Origin of the sequence: Microbacterium azadirachtae, from assembly GCF_000956545.1 — a bacterium.
In the GTDB taxonomy this organism is placed as follows: domain Bacteria; phylum Actinomycetota; class Actinomycetes; order Actinomycetales; family Microbacteriaceae; genus Microbacterium; species Microbacterium azadirachtae.
This window is the reverse complement of record NZ_JYIT01000086.1, coordinates 213,376-234,246: the sequence shown is the minus strand read 5'-3', so window position 1 is coordinate 234,246 and position 20,871 is coordinate 213,376. Positions and strand designations below refer to the sequence as shown.

The 20,871-nt window shown below is 70.0% G+C and carries 22 protein-coding genes; 21 read left to right on the top strand and 1 reads right to left on the bottom strand.

All coding sequences use genetic code 11. The annotated features are described in order from the left end of the window. Nucleotides 1-255 precede the first annotated feature (255 nt). From mraZ to RL72_RS18545, 18 genes are all read left to right on the top strand, one after another. Complete coding sequence (gene mraZ, locus RL72_RS18630) at nucleotides 256-687, top strand: division/cell wall cluster transcriptional repressor MraZ (protein ID WP_045252368.1); 432 nt, start codon at nucleotides 256-258, stop codon at nucleotides 685-687. A gap of 122 nt (nucleotides 688-809) precedes the next feature. After that, nucleotides 810-1,763 carry a 16S rRNA (cytosine(1402)-N(4))-methyltransferase RsmH gene (rsmH, locus tag RL72_RS18625; RefSeq protein WP_045252367.1) on the top strand — a complete coding sequence of 318 codons (954 nt, stop codon included), beginning with the start codon at nucleotides 810-812 and terminating at the stop codon, nucleotides 1,761-1,763. Then, nucleotides 1,760-2,341, top strand: coding sequence for a cell division protein FtsL (gene ftsL / locus RL72_RS18620; RefSeq protein WP_045252366.1), 582 nt, complete (start codon nucleotides 1,760-1,762; stop codon nucleotides 2,339-2,341). The genes rsmH and ftsL overlap by 4 nt, the downstream gene beginning before the upstream one ends. 62 nt (nucleotides 2,342-2,403) lie before the next feature. Then, nucleotides 2,404-4,185, top strand: coding sequence for a peptidoglycan D,D-transpeptidase FtsI family protein (locus RL72_RS18615; protein ID WP_045252365.1), 1,782 nt, complete (start codon nucleotides 2,404-2,406; stop codon nucleotides 4,183-4,185). A 48-nt stretch (nucleotides 4,186-4,233) separates the two neighbouring features. Further along, nucleotides 4,234-5,646 carry a UDP-N-acetylmuramoyl-tripeptide--D-alanyl-D-alanine ligase gene (locus tag RL72_RS18610; protein ID WP_045252364.1) on the top strand — a complete coding sequence of 471 codons (1,413 nt, stop codon included), beginning with the start codon at nucleotides 4,234-4,236 and terminating at the stop codon, nucleotides 5,644-5,646. Next, a complete protein-coding gene (gene mraY / locus RL72_RS18605; RefSeq protein ID WP_045252363.1) occupies nucleotides 5,643-6,758 on the top strand; it encodes a phospho-N-acetylmuramoyl-pentapeptide-transferase in 1,116 nt (371 codons plus the stop codon). The genes RL72_RS18610 and mraY overlap by 4 nt, the downstream gene beginning before the upstream one ends. Beyond that, on the top strand, nucleotides 6,755-8,293 hold the full coding sequence (gene murD / locus RL72_RS18600) for a UDP-N-acetylmuramoyl-L-alanine--D-glutamate ligase (RefSeq protein ID WP_045252362.1): 1,539 nt from the start codon (nucleotides 6,755-6,757) through the stop codon (nucleotides 8,291-8,293). The genes mraY and murD overlap by 4 nt, the downstream gene beginning before the upstream one ends. Beyond that, the gene (locus tag RL72_RS18595; protein ID WP_045252361.1) at nucleotides 8,256-9,482 is read left to right on the top strand and encodes an FtsW/RodA/SpoVE family cell cycle protein; all 1,227 of its coding nucleotides are present in this window, start codon (nucleotides 8,256-8,258) and stop codon (nucleotides 9,480-9,482) included. Before murD ends, RL72_RS18595 begins: the two co-directional genes overlap by 38 nt. 1 nt (nucleotide 9,483) lies before the next feature. Next, nucleotides 9,484-10,557, top strand: coding sequence for a UDP-N-acetylglucosamine--N-acetylmuramyl-(pentapeptide) pyrophosphoryl-undecaprenol N-acetylglucosamine transferase (locus RL72_RS18590; protein WP_045252360.1), 1,074 nt, complete (start codon nucleotides 9,484-9,486; stop codon nucleotides 10,555-10,557). A gap of 83 nt (nucleotides 10,558-10,640) precedes the next feature. Continuing rightward, nucleotides 10,641-12,041 carry a UDP-N-acetylmuramate--L-alanine ligase gene (gene murC / locus RL72_RS18585; RefSeq protein WP_045252359.1) on the top strand — a complete coding sequence of 467 codons (1,401 nt, stop codon included), beginning with the start codon at nucleotides 10,641-10,643 and terminating at the stop codon, nucleotides 12,039-12,041. Between the two features lie 2 nt (nucleotides 12,042-12,043). Then, nucleotides 12,044-13,039 carry a cell division protein FtsQ/DivIB gene (locus tag RL72_RS18580; protein ID WP_052674501.1) on the top strand — a complete coding sequence of 332 codons (996 nt, stop codon included), beginning with the start codon at nucleotides 12,044-12,046 and terminating at the stop codon, nucleotides 13,037-13,039. Between the two features lie 168 nt (nucleotides 13,040-13,207). Continuing rightward, nucleotides 13,208-14,368 (top strand): cell division protein FtsZ, encoded by a 1,161-nt coding sequence (gene ftsZ / locus RL72_RS18575; protein ID WP_045252357.1) that lies wholly within the window; start codon nucleotides 13,208-13,210, stop codon nucleotides 14,366-14,368. Between the two features lie 36 nt (nucleotides 14,369-14,404). Further along, nucleotides 14,405-15,103 (top strand): YggS family pyridoxal phosphate-dependent enzyme, encoded by a 699-nt coding sequence (locus tag RL72_RS18570; RefSeq protein WP_045252453.1) that lies wholly within the window; start codon nucleotides 14,405-14,407, stop codon nucleotides 15,101-15,103. A 40-nt stretch (nucleotides 15,104-15,143) separates the two neighbouring features. Then, the gene (locus RL72_RS18565; protein ID WP_045252356.1) at nucleotides 15,144-15,632 is read left to right on the top strand and encodes a cell division protein SepF; all 489 of its coding nucleotides are present in this window, start codon (nucleotides 15,144-15,146) and stop codon (nucleotides 15,630-15,632) included. Nucleotides 15,633-15,659: 27 nt separating this feature from the next. After that, nucleotides 15,660-15,941: a YggT family protein gene (locus tag RL72_RS18560; protein ID WP_374700504.1), complete on the top strand. Its 282-nt coding sequence runs from the start codon at nucleotides 15,660-15,662 to the stop codon at nucleotides 15,939-15,941. Nucleotides 15,942-16,101: 160 nt separating this feature from the next. Further along, the gene (locus RL72_RS18555; RefSeq protein ID WP_045252355.1) at nucleotides 16,102-16,674 is read left to right on the top strand and encodes a DivIVA domain-containing protein; all 573 of its coding nucleotides are present in this window, start codon (nucleotides 16,102-16,104) and stop codon (nucleotides 16,672-16,674) included. Between the two features lie 9 nt (nucleotides 16,675-16,683). Continuing rightward, entirely contained in the window at nucleotides 16,684-17,295 is a 612-nt protein-coding gene (lspA, locus tag RL72_RS18550) for a signal peptidase II (RefSeq protein ID WP_045252354.1), read from the top strand. 2 nt (nucleotides 17,296-17,297) lie between these two features. Further along, on the top strand, nucleotides 17,298-18,221 hold the full coding sequence (locus RL72_RS18545) for an RluA family pseudouridine synthase (protein ID WP_045252353.1): 924 nt from the start codon (nucleotides 17,298-17,300) through the stop codon (nucleotides 18,219-18,221). Between the two features lie 20 nt (nucleotides 18,222-18,241). Here the strand turns inward: RL72_RS18545 and RL72_RS18540 are convergent, their stop codons facing one another. After that, nucleotides 18,242-18,844 (bottom strand): TetR/AcrR family transcriptional regulator, encoded by a 603-nt coding sequence (locus RL72_RS18540; protein WP_045252352.1) that lies wholly within the window; start codon nucleotides 18,842-18,844, stop codon nucleotides 18,242-18,244. A 118-nt stretch (nucleotides 18,845-18,962) separates the two neighbouring features. On the opposite strand from RL72_RS18540, the gene RL72_RS18535 reads away from it, so the two are divergent. Genes RL72_RS18535 through RL72_RS18525 form a run of 3 tightly spaced genes read left to right on the top strand, consistent with a single transcriptional unit; the run spans nucleotide 18,963 to nucleotide 20,823 of the window. Then, the gene (locus tag RL72_RS18535) at nucleotides 18,963-19,577 is read left to right on the top strand and encodes a DUF6230 family protein (RefSeq protein WP_045252351.1); all 615 of its coding nucleotides are present in this window, start codon (nucleotides 18,963-18,965) and stop codon (nucleotides 19,575-19,577) included. Nucleotides 19,578-19,591: 14 nt separating this feature from the next. Beyond that, nucleotides 19,592-20,101 carry a DUF6114 domain-containing protein gene (locus tag RL72_RS18530; RefSeq protein ID WP_248700525.1) on the top strand — a complete coding sequence of 170 codons (510 nt, stop codon included), beginning with the start codon at nucleotides 19,592-19,594 and terminating at the stop codon, nucleotides 20,099-20,101. Continuing rightward, the gene (locus tag RL72_RS18525; RefSeq protein WP_248700524.1) at nucleotides 20,098-20,823 is read left to right on the top strand and encodes a hypothetical protein; all 726 of its coding nucleotides are present in this window, start codon (nucleotides 20,098-20,100) and stop codon (nucleotides 20,821-20,823) included. The genes RL72_RS18530 and RL72_RS18525 overlap by 4 nt, the downstream gene beginning before the upstream one ends. The last annotated feature ends 48 nt before the right edge of the window (nucleotides 20,824-20,871 follow it).

The following is a 20,871-nucleotide window of genomic DNA, read 5'->3' as shown; positions in this document are numbered from 1 at the left end:
ACGAAGGGCCTGGCGCGCTGAGGCGGCCGGGCCCTTCGTCGTGTTCCGGATCCGGCGCCTCCCGGAGGCTTCACGTTCCTCCACCATCCCCCACCGAGCCCTCCACCCTCCTCCACCGGCCCCTGTCCCGCGTCTTTCCGCGGGACAGGGGCCTTCGTCGTGCGCGCGGACGTGCCCGCCAGGACACAAATGGGTATCGAAATGGAGGGATGTGGAGTAAAGTGGAGGAAACGGCGGCGAAAGGGGGAGAGGCGCATGTTGCTCGGCACGCATTCCCCCAAGCTCGACGACAAGGGCCGCGTGATCCTCCCCGCCAAGTTCCGCGAGGACCTCGCCGGAGGCATCGTCGTCACCCGCGGTCAGGACCGCTGCCTCTACGTGTTCAGCACCTCGGAGTTCGAGAGCGTGCACGAGCGCATCCGGCAGGCGCCCCTGGCGAACAAGGAGGCCAGGGCCTTCCTGCGCATGTTCCTCTCCGGCGCGAGCGCCGAGATGCCGGACAGCCAGAACCGCATCACGATCCCCGCCCACCTGCGCTCCTACGCCGGCCTGGAGAAGGAGCTCATCGTCACCGGCGTCGGCGCCCACGCCGAGATCTGGGACGCCGCGGCCTGGAACGCCTACGCCGAAGGCCACGAAGACGCTTTCGCCGAGCTCGAGGAGGAGGTGATCCCCGGCCTGTTCTGAACGGGCCCCTGGCTGTGACTCCCAGCCGCTCCCGCCCCGGCGCACCTTCCCCGGTGCCGGGTCGAGCGGATGGGGATCAGGGTCAGGGACCGCTCTGAAGAGAACGACGAGCCGAAGGAATCATGGACATCCGCCGCATCCACACCCCCGTGATGCTCGACCGCTGCGTCGAGCTGCTCGCGCCCGCCCTGCAGCACGACGGCGCGATCCTCGTCGACGCCACGCTCGGTATGGGCGGCCACTCCGAGGCGTTCCTCGAGCGGCTGCCGAACATCCGGCTCGTGGGCCTGGATCGCGACACCGACGCCCTGCGGATCGCGGGGGAGCGGCTGGCCCGCTTCGGCGACCGCGTGACGCTCGTGCACACCGTCTACGACGCGATCGGCGAACACGCCGAGGGCGCCTCCGGGATCCTCTTCGACCTCGGCGTCTCCTCCCTGCAGCTCGACGAGGCGGAGCGCGGTTTCGCGTACGCGAAGGACGCGCCGCTGGACATGCGCATGGACCAGTCGAGCGGCGTCACCGCCGCCGAGGTCCTCGCGACCTACAGCGAAGGCCAGCTGCGCCGCATCTTCGAGCGCTACGGCGAGGAGAAGCTGGCCGGGCGCTACGCGCGGGCGATCGTGCAGGCCAGGACGCAGGCTCCTCTCGAACGCTCGGGACGACTGGTGGAGGTGCTGCAGGAGGCCACGCCGGCCGCCGTGCAGCGGGCCGGGCACCCGGCCAAGCGGGTGTTCCAGGCACTGCGGATCGAAGTGAACCGTGAGCTGAACGTGCTCGCCGACGCGATCCCCGCGGCGATGGGCGCGCTCACGGTCGGGGGCCGCATCGTCGTGATGTCGTACCAGTCCCTCGAAGACCGGCTCGTCAAGCAGGCGTTCGCAGCGGCCTCCGCCTCGACGGCGCCCGCGGGGCTGCCCGTCGAGCTTCCCGAGCACGCGCCGCGGTTCCGGACGCTGACCAAGGGCGCCGAGCTGGCGGACGACGCCGAGCGCGCCGCCAACCCGCGTGCCATTCCCGTGCGACTGCGCGCGGCCGAACGTGTGAGAGACGATCAGAGGAGCAGCTCGCGATGAGCCTGGCACAGAACGCCCTGCAGCGGCCCCGCATCGACGAGGCGCTGCCCTCGCGCCATCTCCACGCCGTCGAGCGGCCCGCGCGGCGCCGCCGTCCGCGCATGGCCTACGCCCTCGTCGCCCTGGCCGGCGCTGCTCTCATCGGAGGAGCCCAGATCGCGCTCACGATCGCGACCACGCAGGATTCGTTCGAGGTCGCGAAGCTGAGCCAGCAGAACAAGCAGCTGACGTGGCAGGCGCAGGCCGCGGCGCAGGATCTGGACGGCATCAGCTCGCCTCAGGCGCTCGCCACGGCGGCGTCGAAGCTCGGGCTCGTCGTGGGAGGGAGCGCGAGCTACCTGCGCCTCAGCGACGGAAGCGTGATCGGTGCGCAGGGCTCCGCACCCTGGACCTCGACTGTCAACCCCTCCGGGACGAACGGCGTACCGAACGCGCTCATCCGCGACACACCGCCTGCGACCACGACCCACGCCGGGGGAGCAGGCGTAGAACCGAAGTCACAGGAGCAGGCTCCGGTGCAGAACCAGCCGGTCGCCCCGCCGACGGCCGAGGGACTTCCCACGCCGACCATCCGCTGACATGAGCATCCGACGCACCAGCCCGACACGATGACGGACCGCGAGTCCCGGACGGAGATCCGATGAAACCCCGAGCCAGCCGGACGTCGCGCCGGCGGACCGTCCTCGCCCTCGCCGTGATCCTGGCCGTGATGTGCGGCTTCCTGGTGCGGCTCGTCGACGTGCAGGTGCTCAGCGCATCCGCGAACGTCAAGCAGTCGGTGGACTGGAGCCTCGGGAGCACGCGGGAGATCGACGGCGCCCGGGGGAAGATCGTCGACTCCAACGGGACCGTGCTCGCCGAGAGCCAGCTCGTCTACGACATCGACATGGACCCCTCCATCATGCGCGGCCTGGAGACCGGTAAGACGAAGCCCAAGCTGCCCTGGGCGCAGGCCTCCGAGAAGATCGCCGCGATCCTCGGCGAGAAGGGCGACGCGGTGCGCACCATCGTCGCGGACCGCCTGAAGGAGGATCCCGAGGCGAAGTGGGTCGAGCTCAAGAAGGGCGTGAGCGCGGATCAGTTCCTCAAGCTCCGCGCCCTCGGCCTGCCGTACCTGCAGCCCAATCCGCGCTCGGTGCGGGTGTACCCGAACGGCGCCGTCGCCGGCAACCTCATCGGCTTCATCGCGGGCAACGGCGACCGGGAGGGCCTCGAAGAGGCGCAGAACCAGTGCCTCAGCGCCACCAAGGGCAAGGAGAGCTACCTCACCGGCAAGGACGGGGTCGTGATCCCCGGCAGCCAGACGGAGAAGCCCGCGGTCGACGGCGGCACGGTCACACTGACGATCAACACGGAGCTGCAGTGGTATCTGCAGCAGATGATCTCCGAGGAGGTCGCGGCGCAGGGCGCGAAGGCCGGCACCGTGACGGTGGTCGAGGTCGGCACGGGCAAGATCCGCGCGGCCGCGGAGTATCCGACGGTGGACCCCAACGATCCCGGCGCCGCGAACCCCGAGGACCGCGGCTCGCGGATCTTCAGCACGAGCTTCGAGCCCGGATCGACGTTCAAGGCGATCACCGCCGCGTCGGTCATGGAGTACGCGAACGCCAACGCCTCGACTGTGGTCACCGGCGCGTCCAGCCACGAGGAGTTCCCGAACGGCGCCGTCATCAACGACGCGTTCGAGCACCCCGCCTACGACTACACGCTCGCGGGCGCGCTCATCGACTCCTCGAACGTGGCGCTGTCGAAGTTCGGCGACATGGTCACGGATCAGCAGCGCTACGACGAGCTGGTGAAGTTCGGCGTCGGGAGCAAGACCGCGATCGACTTCCCCGGCGAGGCCTCCGGAGTGATCCACCCGGTCAAAGACTGGGACTACCAGTCGCACTACACGACGACGTTCGGCCAGTACTACACGGTGACCGCGCCGCAGGTCGCCAGCGCCTACCAGGCCATCGCCAACGGGGGCGTCAAGATCCCGCTGTCCCTCGTCGAGTCGTGCACGGCCGCCGACGGCAAGGTCTCCGCCGCGCCCGCGCCGAAGCCGCAGCGCATCTTCGACGCGACCAAGGACGCCGAGCTCAGCCGCATGATCGAGAACGTGGCTGCACAGGGCAGTGTGTCGGACATGATCAAGGTGCCCGGCTACCGCATCGCGGCCAAGACCGGTACGGCTCAGAAGCCGGACCCCACCACCGGTGCGTACAAGGAGGGGATCTACTTCACGAGCATGGTCGGATACGCCCCTGCGGACCACCCCGAGTACGTGGTCGTGGTCACCCTCGACGAGCCGACTAGGGTAACGTCGTCTGCGGCCACCGCGCCCGCCTTCCAGAAGGCCATGACGCAGGTGTTGAAGACCTATCGCGTGCAGCCGTCCACCACCCCTATGGAACCGCTGCTGCCCAAGTACCAGTGATGACCGCCGTCATCTGACCCGGCGGCACCGCCCGGAGGATCCCTTCCCATGATCGCTCTGTCCCTCGCGGAGATCGCCGAGATCGTCGGCGGCGACCTGCGCCCTGCTGCAGGTCACGATCCCGCATCGATCGTCACCGGCGTCGTCGACACCGACTCGCGCCAGATGGCCGCCGGCGGCATCTTCGTCGCGAAGCCCGGCGAGCACACCGACGGTCACCGCTTCGTCGGCGCGGCGCTCGAGAACGGTGCCGTGCTCGCGATCGTCGAGCGTCCCGTCGATGACGAGATCTCGCAGATCGTGGTCGCCGACGTGATCGACGCGATCGCCGAGCTCGCCCGTGCCGTCGTCGCACGCGTGCGCGCCGCGGGCGACCTGCGGATCGTGGGCGTGACCGGATCCAACGGCAAGACGACCACCAAGAACTTCCTCGCGCGGATCCTGCAGGACGAGGGGGAGACCGTCGCGCCGATCGCCTCGTACAACAACGAGGTCGGGGCGCCGCTGACGATGCTGCGGATCACCGACGGCACGCGTTACCTGGTGTGCGAGTTCGGTGCGAGCGCACCGGGCGAGATCGCCCGACTGGCGGGCCTTGTGAACCCCGACGTGGTGATCGAGCTCATGGTCGGCCTCGCGCACGCCGGCGGGTTCGGCGGCATCGAGGAGACCGCGCGCGCCAAGGCCGAGCTCATCGAGGCGGCAGCCCCCGGCGGAACGGCGATCCTGAACCTCGACGACGCGCGCGTGGCCGGCATGGCGCCCCTTGCGGAGCGCCGCGGATTGCGCATCGTCGGCTTCGGTCAGGGATCCGCCGCCGACGTCAGGGCTGCCGGGATCGACGTGACCGCATCCGGGACGTCGTGCACCGTGCACGTGGACGACCAGGCGCTGCCGCTGCGGCTGCAGGTGCTGGGGGCGCATCACGTGAACAACGCCCTCGCCGCGATCGCGGCCACACGCGCCCTCGGGGTGGCGCCGGCCGACGCGATCGCGCGCCTGGAGACCGTCCCGCTCGCCGAGCGGTGGCGGATGCAGCCCATGGGCGGATCCGAGGTGCGCATCATCAACGACGCGTACAACGCCAGCCCGGACTCCATGGCGGCGGCGCTGCGCACGCTGGCCCAGATCACCGGTCCCGGTGAGCGCACGGTCGCCGTGCTCGGGGCCATGAGCGAGCTCGGCGAGACCGCGGGGGACGAGCACGACCGCATCGGACTGCTCGCCGTGCGCCTCAACATCCAGCGCATCGTCGTCGTGGGCGCCGAGGCGCGTCGACTCTTCCTGGCCGCCGTGGGCGAGGGGTCCTGGGACGGCGAGGCCGTGCACCTGCCCGACGCCGACGCCGCGTTCGAATACCTCCAGGGCGAGCTGCGCCCCGGCGACCGGGTGCTCGTGAAGTCGTCCAACTCCGCGGGGCTCCGGTTCCTCGGCGATCGTCTGGGAGAATCGTTCTCGTGAGATCTCTGCTGACCGCCGCCGCGATCTCCCTCGCGTTCACCCTCCTGCTCACGCCGGTCTTCCTCCGGCTGTTCCGGAAATGGGGCTGGGGACAGGTCATCCGCACGCCGGAGTCGATCGCCAACCCCAGTCACCAGGCCAAGCGCGGCACCCCCACCATGGGCGGTGTGATCTTCATCCTCGGCACGATCGTCGGCTACGGCATCGGGACGTTCACCGGCGGCAGCTATCCGACGGCGTCGGGGCTGCTCGTGATCTGGCTGATGGTGGGCTTCGGCGTCGTCGGCTTCATCGACGACCACATGAAGCTGCGGCAGCAGCAGAGCGCGGGCCTGTCCGGATGGCGCAAGATCCTCGGCCAGGTGCTGGTCATGGTGCCGTTCGGCATCGTGGCGCTTCTGGTGCGGAGCCCGGCGGGCTACACGCCCGCGAGCGGCTTCATCTCGCTCTTCCGCGACATCCCGGTGCTGTGGTTGTTCGCGCTCGGCCCGATCGTCGGCTGGCTGCTCTACCTGCTGTGGATCTCGCTGATCGGCATCGCGACCTCCAACAGCGTGAACCTCACGGACGGCCTGGACGGGCTCGCCGCCGGATGCGCGGTGTTCGTCATCGGGGCGTACAGCCTGATCTCGTTCTGGCAGTTCAAGCAGTCCTGCGCCGTCGAGTCGCTCTCCAAGTCGTCGCTCGCCGGGTGCTACGACGTGGCCCATCCGTTCGATCTCGCCGTCGTCTCTGCGTCGTTCGTCGGCGCGCTCATCGGCTTCCTGTGGTGGAACGCGCCCAAGGCCAAGGTCTTCATGGGCGATGTCGGATCCATGTCGATCGGCGGCGTGATCACCGCGCTGGCGATCCTGACCCGCACCGAGCTGCTGCTGGTGCTGCTGGCGGGCGTCTTCATCATCGCGTCCGGCTCCGTGATCGTGCAGCTCACCTACTTCAAGCTCACTCGCGGCAAGCGCCTGTTCCTGCAGAGCCCGTTCCACCATCATCTCGAGATGCGCGGGTGGCCCGAGGCGACGATCGTGGTGCGCATGTGGATCATCGCGGGGCTGCTGTCGGTCTCCGCCTTCGGCCTGTTCTACGTCGAGTGGCTGAGGCTGACCAGCTCATGAGCCGCGACCTGGACGCACTGACCAGCTGGCACGCGGACTGGAAGGGCCTGCGGGTGGCCGTGCTCGGGCTCTCGGTGACGGGCTTCTCGGTCGCCGACACCCTCGCCGAGCTCGGCGCCGAGGTGCTCGTCCTCTCCGAGAGCGCGACGGAGGAATACGCGCGACTGGTGCCGCTGATCGGCGCAGAGCTCTGGATCGGCGACCTCGGCTCGGTGCCGGAGCGGCTGTCCGAGTTCGCCCCGGACGTCGTCGTGGCCTCTCCCGGCTTCTCGCCGACGCATCCGGTGATCGTGTGGACGAGGGAGCAGTCGATCGCGCTCTGGGGCGACATCGAGCTCGCCTGGCGCGTGCGGGACAAGGTCCTCCGCCCCGACGGCACTCCGGCGGAGTGGGTGTTCATCACGGGCACCAACGGCAAGACGACCACCACGCAGCTCACGGCGACCATGCTCGTCGAAGGCGGCCTGCGCGCGGCCCCGTGCGGCAACATCGGCGTGCCGGTGCTGGACGCCGTGCGCGATCCGGGCGGATTCGACGTCCTCGTCGTCGAGCTGTCCAGCCATCAGCTCTGGTATCTCGGCCTCACCGACCCCGCCGCGCAGCCGGTGCCGTGGGCGGCGACGTGCCTCAACCTGGCGGACGATCACCTCGTCTGGCACGGCAGCGCGGAGGCCTACCGCGCCGCGAAGGCGCTCGTCTACCGCAACACCCGCGTCGCGTGCGTGTACAACAAGGCCGATGCGGCCACCCAGCGCATGGTCGAGGATGCGGACGTCATCGAGGGCGCCCGTGCCATCGGCTTCGGGCTGGGCATCCCCGGCCCGAGCGACGTCGGCGTCGTCGAGGGGATCCTGGCCGACCGCGCGTTCCTGGACGACCGGCGCAACAGCGCGCTCGAGCTGACCACCGTCGCGGCGCTGGCGGCACGCGGCCTGGACGCGCCCCACATCGTGCAGAACATCCTGGCGGCGGCGGCGCTGGCGCGTTCGCTCGGCGTCGAGCCCGCGCACATCGCCGACGCGCTGGACGGCTTCCGGCTGGACGCGCACCGTATCGAGGTGGTGGCCCGTGCCGGCGGCATCACGTGGGTGGACGACTCCAAGGCGACCAACCCGCACGCCGCGCAGTCCTCCCTCCGGGCGTTCCCCGGGGCGATCTGGATCGTCGGCGGGGATCTCAAGGGCGTCGACCTGTCCGAGCTGGTGGCCGGCGCCGGTGCGACCGCGCGCGCCGCGCTCGTGATCGGGGTGGATCGGGGGCACCTGCTCGAGGCGTTCGCACGACACGCGCCCGGGGTGCAGGTGCTGGAGGTCGTGCCCGGCGACACTGAAGAGGTCATGACCCGTGTCGTCGAACTGGCGGCGGGCATCGCCCAGGACGGGGACACCGTGCTCCTCGCTCCGGCGGCGGCGTCCTTCGACCAGTTCGCCAGCTATGCGGATCGCGGACACCGCTTCGCCGAGGCGGTGCGGCAGTGGATCGATCAGGGGAGCGCCGGTGACGCAGCTGGGAGCACGTCCGGCGCCGACGCCTGAGCCGCGGGTCGACGGTCTCGCCGCCCGCGTGAGGCTGGGCCGGGTGTTCCGCCCGGTGTCCGCGGAGTTCGCGCTGATCGCGTCGACCTCGCTCCTGCTCACGGTGTTCGGCCTCGTCATGATCCTGTCGGCCTCGAGCGCGAACGCGGTCGAGGGCGGACAGGATCCGTTCGCGATCGTGATGACCCAGGCGCTCGTCGCGGCGATCGGCGTTCCGCTCATGTTCCTGATGAGCCGGTTCCCCGTCCGCTTCTGGAAGCGCATGGCCTGGCTCATCCTCATCGGCGCCGTGGGCCTGCAGATGCTCGTCTACACCCCTCTCGGGTACGAGAACGACGGCAACACGAACTGGCTGAGGATCGCCGGCCAGGTGGTCCAGCCGTCCGAGTTCATCAAGCTCGCCCTCGCCGTGTGGGCCGGGTTCATCCTGTGGCGCAAGCAGGAGCTGCTCGGACGGTGGAAGCACGTCTTCATCCCGCTCATCCCGGTCGGCTTCCTCGCCATCGCCGCCGTGCTCGGGGGCAAGGACCTCGGCACGTCGATGATCCTGTTCCTCGTCATCCTCGGGGCGCTGTTCTTCTCGGGTGTGCGACTGCGGATCTTCATCCTCCCGCTCCTGATCTCGCTCGTGGCGGTGCTCGGATTCGCCTTCGCCGACGAGCGCCGGCGGGCCCTGATCCTCGGTGTGTTCGACGCCTCCAACGACACGAGCTGCTACCTCACCTCGTGCTACCAGCAGGTGCACGCGATCTGGGGCATGGCCAACGGCGGCATCTTCGGCCTCGGGCTGGGGAACTCGCGCGAGAAGTACGGCTGGCTCCCCGCCGCCTCCAACGACTACATCTTCGCGATCGTCGGCGAGGAGCTGGGGCTGATTGGCTGCGCCCTCGTGCTCGCGCTGTTCGTGCTTTTCGCCGTCGCGGTGTTCCGCATGATCCGCAAGACGGACGACCTGTTCATCCGCGTCACCTCCGGCGGGATCGTGGTGTGGATCCTCTCGCAGGCGCTCATCAACATCGGCGTCGTCCTGCGCGTGGTCCCGGTGCTCGGGGTGCCGCTGCCGTTCATGTCGCAGGGCGGCACGTCGCTGCTGTCGGTGCTCCTCGCCTGCGGCGTCCTGCTGTCGTTCGCCCGGACGCTGCCGGCCCCTGCTCCACGCTTCGCGCAGGCCGGTCCGGTACGCTCCTGAAGTGACCACGTACCTTCTCGCCGGCGGTGGCACCGCCGGTCATGTGAACCCCCTGCTCGCCGTCGCGGACGCCCTGCGCACCCGCGATCCCGAGGCAGGCGTTCTCGTGCTCGGCACTCGGGAGGGACTCGAGTCGAGGCTCGTGCCGCAGCGCGGGTACGAGCTGCTCACCGTCGACAAGGTGCCGTTCCCGCGCCGCCCGAACGGGGCGGCTCTCGCGTTCCCCGCCCGTTTCTCGCGTGCCGTGAAGCAGGTGCGCGCCTACATCCGCGAGCACGGGGTCGACGAGGTCATCGGCTTCGGCGGCTACGCATCGGCTCCGGCCTATGTCGCGGCGCGCCGGGAGCGCATCCCCTTCGTCGTGCACGAGGCCAACGCCCGTCCCGGGATGGCCAACGTACTCGGCGCCAGGACGGCGGCAGCGGTGGGCGTGGCGTTCCCCGGCACGCCCCTGCGCGGCGGCGAGGTCGTGGGCATGCCGCTGCGACGCGAGATCATCGATCTGGACCGGGCCGCGCTCCGCGCCGAGGCGGCGGCGGAGTTCGGGCTGGATCCCGAGCAACCGGTGCTGCTCGTGTTCGGCGGCTCGCTCGGCGCGCAGCGGTTGAACGAGGCGATCGCCGGATCCTGGCAGAGCATCCTCGATGCGGGATGGCAGATCCTGCACGCGACCGGCGACCGCTCCGACATGCCCGACCCGGGGGCTCCGGGATATGCCCTGCGCCGCTACCTGGACCGCATGGACCTCGCGTTCGCCCTGGCGGACCTCGTGCTCTCGCGCTCCGGATCCGCGACGGTGAGCGAGATCAGCGCACTCGGCATCCCCGCGGTCTACGTGCCGTACGCGGTCGGCAACGGCGAGCAGCGCCTCAACGCCGCCGCGGCCATCGAGGCCGGGGCCGCGATGCTCATCGACGACGCGCAGCTCACGCCCGATCGCGTCCGCAGCGAGGTCGTGCCGCTCCTGCAGGACGCCCCGCGGCGTGCCGCGATGCAGCGGGCCGCGGAGGAGGTCGGATCCCGCACCGGCACCGAGGACCTCATCGCCCTGGCCGACCGCGCGCTGGCGCGCTGACCGGAGCCGGCGGCCCGGCGAGCCAGGACCCCTGCCCTGGCTCCTCGACTTAGGATTGTTCAGCCCGTAAGGACGAAAGAGCCATGATCAGACCCGACCTCTCCCTGCCGATCCCCGAAGACATCACCGCTGCGCATTTCATCGGCATCGGCGGTTCCGGCATGTCGGGGCTCGCCCGCATGTTCCTCGACGCGGGCATCCGGGTCTCCGGCAGCGACCGCGCCGACAGCGCCAACCTGCAGGCTCTCGCGGCGCTCGGGGCTGACGTGCACGTGGGGCACGACGCCGCGCACCTCGGCGATGCCGACACCGTCGTGCACACCGGCGCGATCTGGCCCGAGAACCCGGAGTTCGTGCTCGCCAAGGAGCGCGGGCTGCACGTCATCCATCGCTCCCAGGCGCTGCATTGGCTGATCGGCGGCCGCCGCCTGGTCTCGGTGGCGGGCGCGCACGGCAAGACCAGCTCGACCGGGATGATCGTCACCGCCCTCCGCGAGCTGGGGGCCGACCCCAACTTCGTGAACGGCGGAGTGATCGAGCAGCTCGGCACGTCCAGCTCCTCGGGGACCGACGAGCTCTTCGTGATCGAGGCCGACGAGTCCGACGGCACCTTCCTGCTCTACGACACCTCGGTCGCCCTGATCACCAACGTCGATCCCGACCATCTCGACCACTACGGATCCGACGAGGCCTTCCACGAGGCGTTCGTGACGTTCGCGAACGGGGCGAGCGAGGCCGTCGTCATCTCCAGCGATGACCCGGGCGCCCTGCGCGTCCGGGCCGGCATCACCCATCCCCACGTGATCTCGTTCGGGTTCGCCGACGATGCGGATCTGCGGATCACGGACGTCGTCACGGACGGGCCCGTCGCGGCGACCCTGACGATGCGCGGGGAGTCCGCGCGCATGCAGCTGACGGTGCCCGGCGTGCACAACGCGATCAACGCCGCCGGCGCGGTCGCCGTGCTCACCGCCCTCGGATACTCGCTGACCGATGCCGCACAGGCTGTGCAGGGCTTCGCCGGCACCGTGCGTCGGCTCGAGCTGCACGGCGTCGCGCGCGGTGTGAGCGTCTACGACGACTACTCGCACCATCCCACCGAGGTCCGTGCCGCGCTCGAGGCGATGCGCACGATCGTGGGCGACGGGCGCATCATCGCGATCCAGCAGCCGCACACCTACTCTCGCACGCAGCACATGTTCCGTGAGTTCGCCGAGGTGCTGGAGACGTACGCCGACCACACCGTGATGCTCGACGTCTACGGCGCCCGCGAGGATCCCGTGCCCGGGGTCACCGGCGAGCTGGTGAGCGGCGCGTTCGCGGATCAGGGCAACGTGCACTACGTGGCGGACTGGCAGCAGGCCGCCGACTACACCGCGGCAGTGGCCCGCGACGGCGACTACGTGATCACGCTCGGCTGCGGCAACGTCTACCAGATCATCCCGCAGGTGCTGGACGCGCTGCGCACCACCGCCGAGGGCTGATCGTGCGCCGGCCGTCCGCGATCCCCGCCTCCGCGCCGCCCGTCGAGACCGACGACGTCCACGAGGCGGAGCAGGAGCGCGTCGGACGTCGTGGCGTGGGTGCTTCCGAGGGCGGCATCGCACCGGAGGCGGCCGTGTCCTCCGGCGCGGACGACGGCGGCGCCGGGCCGATCCCGCTCGGCCGCCGTACGGGGGATCCGTCCGTGGAGGACGACGCGGCCGGGGCCGGAGGCGGCACTCCACTGACGGCGCGGGACCTCTGGCAGGCGTCGCGTGCGCGTCGTCGTGCGCTGCGCAGCGAGATCCGTCGCTTCACGCAGCGTTCCCGCCGGCGCCGGATCGGATGGATCGTCGGCGCCGCGCTCGCGCTGCTCGTCGTCGGCGGCAGCGTCGGCGCCGCCTACAGCCCACTCTTCGCCGTGCGGACGATCACCGTGGAGGGCACCGGCGCCCTCAAGCCGGGCGACGTGCAGAAGGCCCTCGCGGATCAGCTCGGCCGGCCGCTCGCCCTCGTGGACCCGAGCGCGGTCAAGGCCGCCCTTGTCCGGTTCCCTTTGATCGAGACCTACCGCCTGGAGGCGCATCCTCCGCACGACCTCGTCGTGCGCATCGTGGAGCGCACGCCGGTCGGCGCGGTCGCGCAGAAGGACGGCCGGTTCACGGTCGTCGACGTCGCCGGCGTCGTGCTGTCGACCGCAGAGCAGCGCCCCGCCGGCTACGCCCTCATCGAGACTCCGGACGGCACCGGCACCCCCGCTTTCGCGGCGGTCGGCACCGCCCTGCGCTCGCTCCCGGCCGAACTGCGCGCGCAGGTCGACACGGCGACCGCCTCGACGCCCGACGACATCGTGCTGCAGCTCGCCGGCGGCGCGAAGATCGTGTGGGGGAGTGCCGACCAGTCGGCCGAGAAGACCCTCGCCCTCCAGGCGCTGATGAAGGCGAATCCCGCCGCGACGTCCTACGACGTGTCCTCGCCCGGCGTCGGCGTCGTCGGCTGACCACGAATATCCGAAACGATCGCGCGCAGTCGCGTGTCGCTTGGGCTCTGCGCCCCCTGCGCCGCTTACCTTCGATCCAGAGAAAGCAATACCGGGAAATACTTTAACCTTCTGCTTGAGGTTTAAGGTTGCCCTCGGCTCGAGGCTCGAAATACATCGGAGGACGGGATGAGCCAGAACCAGAACTACCTCGCCGTGATCAAGGTCGTCGGTGTCGGCGGTGGTGGCGTCAATGCTGTCAACCGCATGATCGAGCTCGGCCTGCGAGGCGTCGAGTTCATCGCCATCAACACCGATGCGCAGGCGCTGCTCATGAGCGACGCCGACGTCAAGCTCGACGTCGGGCGCGACCTCACCCGCGGCCTCGGCGCCGGAGCGGATCCCGAAGTCGGCCGCCGCGCCGCGGAAGACCACGCGGAGGAGATCGAGCAGGCCCTGACCGGCGCCGACATGGTCTTCGTGACTGCGGGCGAGGGCGGCGGTACCGGAACCGGAGGTGCGCCGATCGTCGCGCGCATCGCCAAGTCGATCGGCGCCCTGACCATCGGCGTCGTGACCAAGCCGTTCTCCTTCGAGGGCCGCCGCCGGCAGAGTCAGGCCGACGCGGGCGTCGCGAAGCTGAAGGAAGAGGTCGACACCCTCATCGTCGTGCCCAACGACCGCCTGCTCGAGATCAGCGACCGCGGCATCTCGATGATCGAGGCGTTCGCCACGGCCGACCAGGTGCTCCTCGCCGGCGTGCAGGGCATCACCGACCTGATCACCACGCCCGGTCTGATCAACCTCGACTTCAACGACGTCAAGTCCGTCATGCAGGGCGCCGGATCCGCGCTCATGGGCATCGGATCGGCGCGCGGCGCCGATCGTGCGATCAAGGCCGCCGAGCTCGCGGTGGAGTCGCCGCTGCTGGAGGCGTCGATCGAGGGCGCCCACGGCGTGCTGCTGTCGATCCAGGGCGGATCGAACCTCGGCATCTTCGAGATCCACGACGCGGCGGACCTCGTCAAGGAGGCCGCGCACCCCGAGGCGAACATCATCTTCGGAACGGTCATCGACGACACCCTCGGCGACGAGGTGCGCGTCACGGTGATCGCGGCAGGGTTCGACAGCGGAGAGCCCACGCTGCGCCTCGACCCGCAGATCTTCTCGCGCACGTCGGCTCCCGCCGTGGCCGAGAAGCCTGCGGCCGAGGACGCCGAGGAGTCGGCCGTCGAGGAGTCGCCCCGCGAGACGGCGCCCGTGAGCGTGCCGTCGATCCCGCCGGTGCACACCAGCATCGAGCCGGCCTTCGACGAGAGCGACCTCGACATCCCCGAGTTCCTCAAGTGACCCTTCGACAGGCTCAGGGTGAACGATCAGCGTGAGCTGAGCGTCGCCGAGCGGCTGTCCGCGATCGATGCAGCGATCGCGGACGCCGCACGGCGCGCGGGGCGCGATCCGGAGGACATCACCCGGATCGTGGTGACGAAGTTCCACCCCGTCTCCCTGGTCCGCGAGCTCTACGCCCTGGGCGTCCGCGAGTTCGGCGAGAACCGCCAGCAGGAGCTCTCAGCGAAGTCCGACGCCCTGCGGGAGGAGTCTGAGAGATCGGGTTTCGACGACCTGCGCTGGCACTTCATCGGGCAGGCGCAGACGAACAAGGCCGGGCAGATCCGCCGGGCGGCCCACGCGGTGCACTCGGTCGACCGGCCGCGGATCGCCGACGCCCTCGACCGCGTCGCCGACGGGGGAGCATCGCTCGATGTGCTGCTGCAGATCAACCTCACCGATGACCCCGGCCGCGGCGGGGTCGCCCCGGCCGAGCTCGAGCAGCTCGCCGAGCACGTGCTCGGGCTGCCCACCCTGCGGCTGCGCGGGGTGATGGCCGTCGCGCCGCTCGACGAGGATCCGGCCTCCGCGTTCGCGCGCGTCCACGACTACGCCGCGCGGCTGCGCGCGGTCGCGCCGGAGGCCGACTGGATCTCTGCCGGGATGACCGGGGATTTCGCCGAGGCGATCGCGGCCGGCGCGACACACCTTCGCATCGGCTCCGCAATCACGGGGCCGCGCCCTGCCCAGGGTTAGCCTCGAATCAGAACCACCCCGCACACGTTCGGAGGACACGATGGGGAACCCGCTGAAGAAGACCATGGTGTACCTCGGCCTCGCCGATGAGGAAGAGGTCTACGAGGACGCTCCCGTCGCGCACGGCACGCGTCAGGAGCACGAGCCCGTTCGTCGTGAGGAGATCCGTCGTGAGCGCGAAGAGGTCAAGGCCGCACCGGTCACGCCGCTGCGTCGTCCGGCTGCGATCCGTCAGCCCTCGGCGGGCACGGTGAACGAGATCCTCACGGTGCACCCCAAGCAGTACCGCGACGCGCAGGTCATCGCGGAGAGCTTCCGTGACGGCATCCCCGTGATCATCAACCTGTCGCAGATGAGCGACGCCGATGCCCGTCGTCTGATCGACTTCGCGAGCGGCCTCTCCCTCGGCCTCTACGGCCGGATCGAGCGGGTCACCAGCAAGGTCTTCCTGCTGTCGCCCGAGAGCATCGCGGTGTCGGGGCAGGGTGGGATCGCCGGGAGCGACGAGCCCGCGCTCGCGCACTCCTGACAGGTGGTGGTGGCGCCCGCGATCTCTGTGATCGCAGCGATCCTCAACATCCTGCTGCTGCTCTACCTGCTCACGCTCTTCGTGCGCGTGATCCTGGAGTGGATCCCCGTGTTCAATCGTTCCTGGCGTCCGCGCGGCGCCGGGTTGATCGCGGCCGAGATCGTCTACACGATCACCGACCCGCCGATCCGCATGTTCCGACGCCTCATTCCTCCGCTGAGGATCGGACCCGTCGCGCTCGACATGGGACTCACCCTCACGATGATCGTCGTGCTGATCCTGATCTCGATCACTCGATCGTTCATCTGACCCCGACATATTGCATGACCTCCGACATATCGCTCCGCGCGTCTCCGCGCGCCTTCGCGGCCGCGGTTTTGGACGGCTATGCTTTTCTGAAGGTGCCGGCCGACCAGCGGGCGCCGCTGTCCACCCGGCCACCGAGAACTCATCGAAAGAGGAGCCACCAATGGCACTGACCCCGGATGACGTCGTCACCAAGCAGTTCCAGCACGTCCGTTTCAAGGACGGCTTCGACCCGGACGAGGTCGACGACTTCCTCGACGAGGTCGTGCTCGAGTGGCGTAAGGCCCTCGACGAGAACGCCGAGCTGAAGGCCAAGCTGGCCGCCTACGAGTCGGGGGAGAAGGCTGCTCCGGTCGCCGAGGTCCCGGCCGCTCAGGCCCCCGTCGCCGCCCCCGCTCCCGCCGCCGAAGGCGGGGCACCCGCCGCGGCGACCGCCGGCATCATCGAGCTCGCGCAGCGCCTGCACGACGAGCACGTCGCGGAGGGCAAGTCGCAGCGCGACCAGCTCATCGCCGACGCCAAGGCCCAGGCCTCGAAGATCCTCTCCGACGCCGAGCAGAAGTCGCGCGAGGAGGCTGCCCGCCTGGAGCGCGAGCGCAGCGTTCTCGAGAGCAAGATCGCCGAGCTGCACGACTTCGAGCGCTCGTACCGCACGCAGCTGCGCAGCTACATCGAGGGTCAGCTCCGCGACCTCGACGAGAAGGGCGGCCCCGGCGGGGACGCCTCCGCGCAGTAAGGAGCCCTGTTGGCCCGGCGTCAACCGCTTCCTGGTTCGGCGGCCGGCACGATCATCGCGATTCTCGCGGTGGTGGTGCTGGCCGCCGACCAGTTTGTGAAGTACCTCACCATCACGCATCTCCCGGAGCAGAAGGCCGTCCCGGTCCTCGGAGAGTTCCTGCAGCTGTACTCCATCCGCAACTCCGGAGCGGCGTTCTCCATCGGCGCGGGCTACACCTGGATCTTCACCATCGCGCTCGCGGTCGTCGCGTGCGTGATCGTGTGGAAGGCGTTCTCGGTCCGTTCCCGACTGTGGTCGGTCGTGCTCGGCGCGCTTCTCGGCGGCGTCCTGGGCAATCTGTCCGACCGTGTCTTCCGCGAGCCCGGATTCCCCGTCGGCCATGTCGTCGACATGATCTCGATGCCGTGGATGCTCCCGGCGATCTTCAACGTCGCCGACATCTTCATCGTCACCGGCATGATCTCGATCGCGCTGCTGATCATCGCGGGCCTCCGGCTCGACGGCTCGCGCGAGCGCGACCACGCCGCATCCGATGACGCGGCCAGCCCCGCCGACAGCGAGGACGCGCCCGACGCGACCGGGAGCCAGAGCCCGCATCCCACCGAAGCGGGGAGCTGACCGTGGAGTCCCGAGCGCTTCCCGTCCCCGACGGACTGGACGGCGTCCGCGTCGACGCCGCGCTGGCCAAGATGCTCGGCTTCTCGCGGACCTTCGCCGCCGACGTCGCCGAGGCCGGGGGAGTGGCGCTCGACGGTGTCACCCTCGGCAAGTCCGACAAGCTGCGCGCGGGCGGATGGCTGGAGGTGGAGTGGGCTCCCAAGCAGGAGCCCCGCATCGAGCCGATCGCCGTGCCCGAGCTCGGAATCGTCTACGACGATGACGACATCGTCGTGGTCGACAAGCCCACCGGCGTCGCAGCACATCCTTCGCTCGGCTGGGAAGGGCCGACCGTCGTCGGGGCCCTCGCCGCAGCCGGCTTCCGGATCGCGACGAGCGGCGCCCCGGAGCGGCAGGGCGTCGTGCACCGGCTCGACGTCGGAACGAGCGGACTCATGGTCGTCGCCAAGACCGAGGCCGCCTACTCCGCGCTCAAGCGCGCGTTCAAGGAGCGCACGGTCGAGAAGATCTATCACGCCGTCGTGCAGGGTCATCCGGACCCCCTGGCGGGGACGATCGACGCCCCGATCGGGCGGCACCCGAACCACTCGTGGAAGTTCGCGGTGATCCCCGATGGCAAGCCGTCGGTCACGCACTACGAGACGCTCGAGGCGTTCCCCGGCGCGTCGCTGCTGGAGATCCATCTGGAGACCGGCCGCACCCACCAGATCCGCGTGCACATGGCCGCTCATCGCCATCCCTGCGTCGGCGACCCCCTCTACGGCGCCGACCCGACCCTTTCGGCGCGCCTGGGACTCACGCGGCAGTGGCTGCACGCGCATCGGCTGGGCTTCGCGCATCCGGTCACCGGCGAGTGGGTGCAGACCGAGTCGCCGTACCCCGCCGACTTGCAGCACGCGCTGGACGTGCTCCGCGGGGAGGCCTGAGGTCGAGATCGGCCGGGCGGTCAGCCGAGCTGCAGCGCCCCTGTGGCGGCCACGACGCCGTCGAGCGTCCCCTCGAGGAACCGCACGACCTGCTCCGGATCCTCGTCGCGGTCGATCACGAGGCTGAGCAGCGTCTCCTCCGTGAACGCGACCCAGGATCGCATCGCGACACGCAGCGCCGGCGTGTCCGGCGTGCCGAGCTCCGTGAAGGCATCGATCAGACGCTGGGCGTTGAGATCCCGGGATTCGTCCACGACGCGGCGGACCGCCGGATCACCGCTCGCGATGCCCCGCACGAGGGAGTGGAAGGTGCTCTGGTGCTGGCGCACGAACTCCGTGATGCGCAGCAGCGTGTCGCGGATCCGGTCCCGCGGCTCGAGGTCGTCCCGCGGCTCGGATGCCCGCAGCAGGCTGTCGCGCGCCATCGTGACCACCGCGAGGTGCATGCCCTGCCGCGTGTCGAAGTAGTGGAAGAGCAGCGGTCGGGAGACCCCGGCGCGCTGCGCGAGCACGTCCATGGTGAGCTCATCGAGGGGATGGTCCGCGAGGAAGTTGACTCCGGTCGCGATCAGCTGGGCGCGACGCTCGTCCGGAGTCAGGCGGGCACGTCGCTCCTCAGGCATGCTCTGAGCCTAGCGGCGCGGCGCGGGGTCTCGCACCGCGTATTGACTCTGAGTCAATGAGCAATATACTCGACGTGGTGAGCGCCGCCACGGCTGTCGGCGCACAGGAGGAGGATCGATGAAGTTCCCGAAGTCCGACCGGGTCCGCAAGCTCGGCTCGTCGCACGCCGGCCGCATCGCGCTCGTCGCGGTTCCCGCAGGAGTCGTGGCCGCGGCCCTCATGGGCGGCGTCGCCCAGGGTGCCGTCCCCGTGTCGTTCACAGTGTCGGGGAGCCAGTTCCAGATCAGCGCATCGCAGCTGGAGGGCACCGGTTTCTCGCAGTACGCCGGAGTGGCGAAGGACACCGAAGGCAAGGAGCACACGGTCGCGATCGCGAACATCAAGAGCGCGACGCTGGCGGATCTGTGCCAGTCGGTGATCACCGACACGCCTCTCGGCAAGGTCGGTGTGCTCATCAAGGCGGGCGGGAACGGAAACCCCGCATCGGCGAGCGATCTGCAGATCGGCATGACCGGGCTCAAGGGCGATGCCTCGTTCGGCGCCATCCGCATCGGCGTCGACGCCTCCACCGTCAATACCGACGCCAAGGGCAGTGCCGGCGACTTCGCCCAGGACGCCGACACGGTCTCCATCAAGAACCTGCAGCAGACGGCCTGGAGCACTCAGGCCTCGGTGTTCACGCTCACGGGCATGACGCTGGAGCTGACGGACGGTTCGCAGGGATGCTTCTGAGGAACGCCGCCACGATGACCGACGAGACGGACGAGCGGGGATCCGCGCGGCGCGAGCGTCGGAAGCCCGAGACGAGCGCGATGCCGCCCGTGCGCGGTGCGGAGTCCGAGGAGGGCGCCGCCGCGGCGACGCCCGCCGATCGGGCGCCGGCCGGCGGCTTCCGGCATTGGCGCAGGCAGCGCCCGTTCGTCGGCGGGCTGCTGGTCGCTCTCGGCGGCATCGAGATGTTCTTCTCGGGCCAGCTCGACATCGGCCACCTGCACGTGCAGCTCGGGATCGAAGGACTGCAGGCCACGATCATCCCCATCGCCCTGCTGCTCCTCGGGATCCTTGCGATCACGATGCCGGCGCATCACGTGTTCTACGGGATCCTCGCCCTGGTCGTCGCGATCTACTCGCTGATCGGCGTCAACCTCGGCGGCTTCATCGTCGGCATGCTGCTCGCCGGAACGGGCGCCGTGCTGGTCGTGGCCTGGATGGGCCCGCGCGTGCCGGCACCAGAGGTCGCGGAGAGCACGACGTGATCCGCGTGCCCCGCGCCGGCGTCCTGGCCATCGCGGTCCTCGCCCTGGTCGCGCCGATGACGCTCGGCGCTGCCGCGGCGCCTGCGGCGCATCCCGCGGGCCTGTGCATCCCGCTGATCTGGTGCCCGTCGCCGAGTCCGACGCCCGCGCCGACGCCCACCTCGGGGGTGCCGGGGCTCCCGGGAGTTCCCGGAGTCCCTGCGGTGCCCGGCACGCCGTCCGCACCCGGGACGACGCCCGCCGCGCCGGGGGAGACGACCCCGACGCCCGCGCCGACACCGGTCGTCGCCGCCAAGGACGAGGGCGCGCCGATCTTCACCAAGACGCCCGCGTCGATGGGATCCCAGGGGCTGTCGTTCACGGGATTGAGCGGCATCGCGATCGTGGATGTGCCGACGATCGACGGCAGCACCGTGCGCGCTCTGAAGATCTCCGCGGATTCCATCACCATCAGCGGCTTCTCGCTCACCGTGCGTCCGCCCGACAAGGCGGGACTCGTCACGAACGCCGACACGATGACTCTCAAAGGGCATGTCAGCGTCTACCTCGGATCGATCACGGCGACGACGCAGGACGGACGTGCGCTCACTCTCGGTACGGACACGCCTCCACCGCTGGACGATGTCTCACCGGGACTACTCCGGGTGACGATGGGGCTCGTCGGCACGGTGGCCGACTCGATCAGTTACACCAACACCGATCAGCGCATCGTCGAGCCGTGATGTCTGCCCCGAGGCGGCGGATGCGAATGTCGATGCCACGGAGCAGAC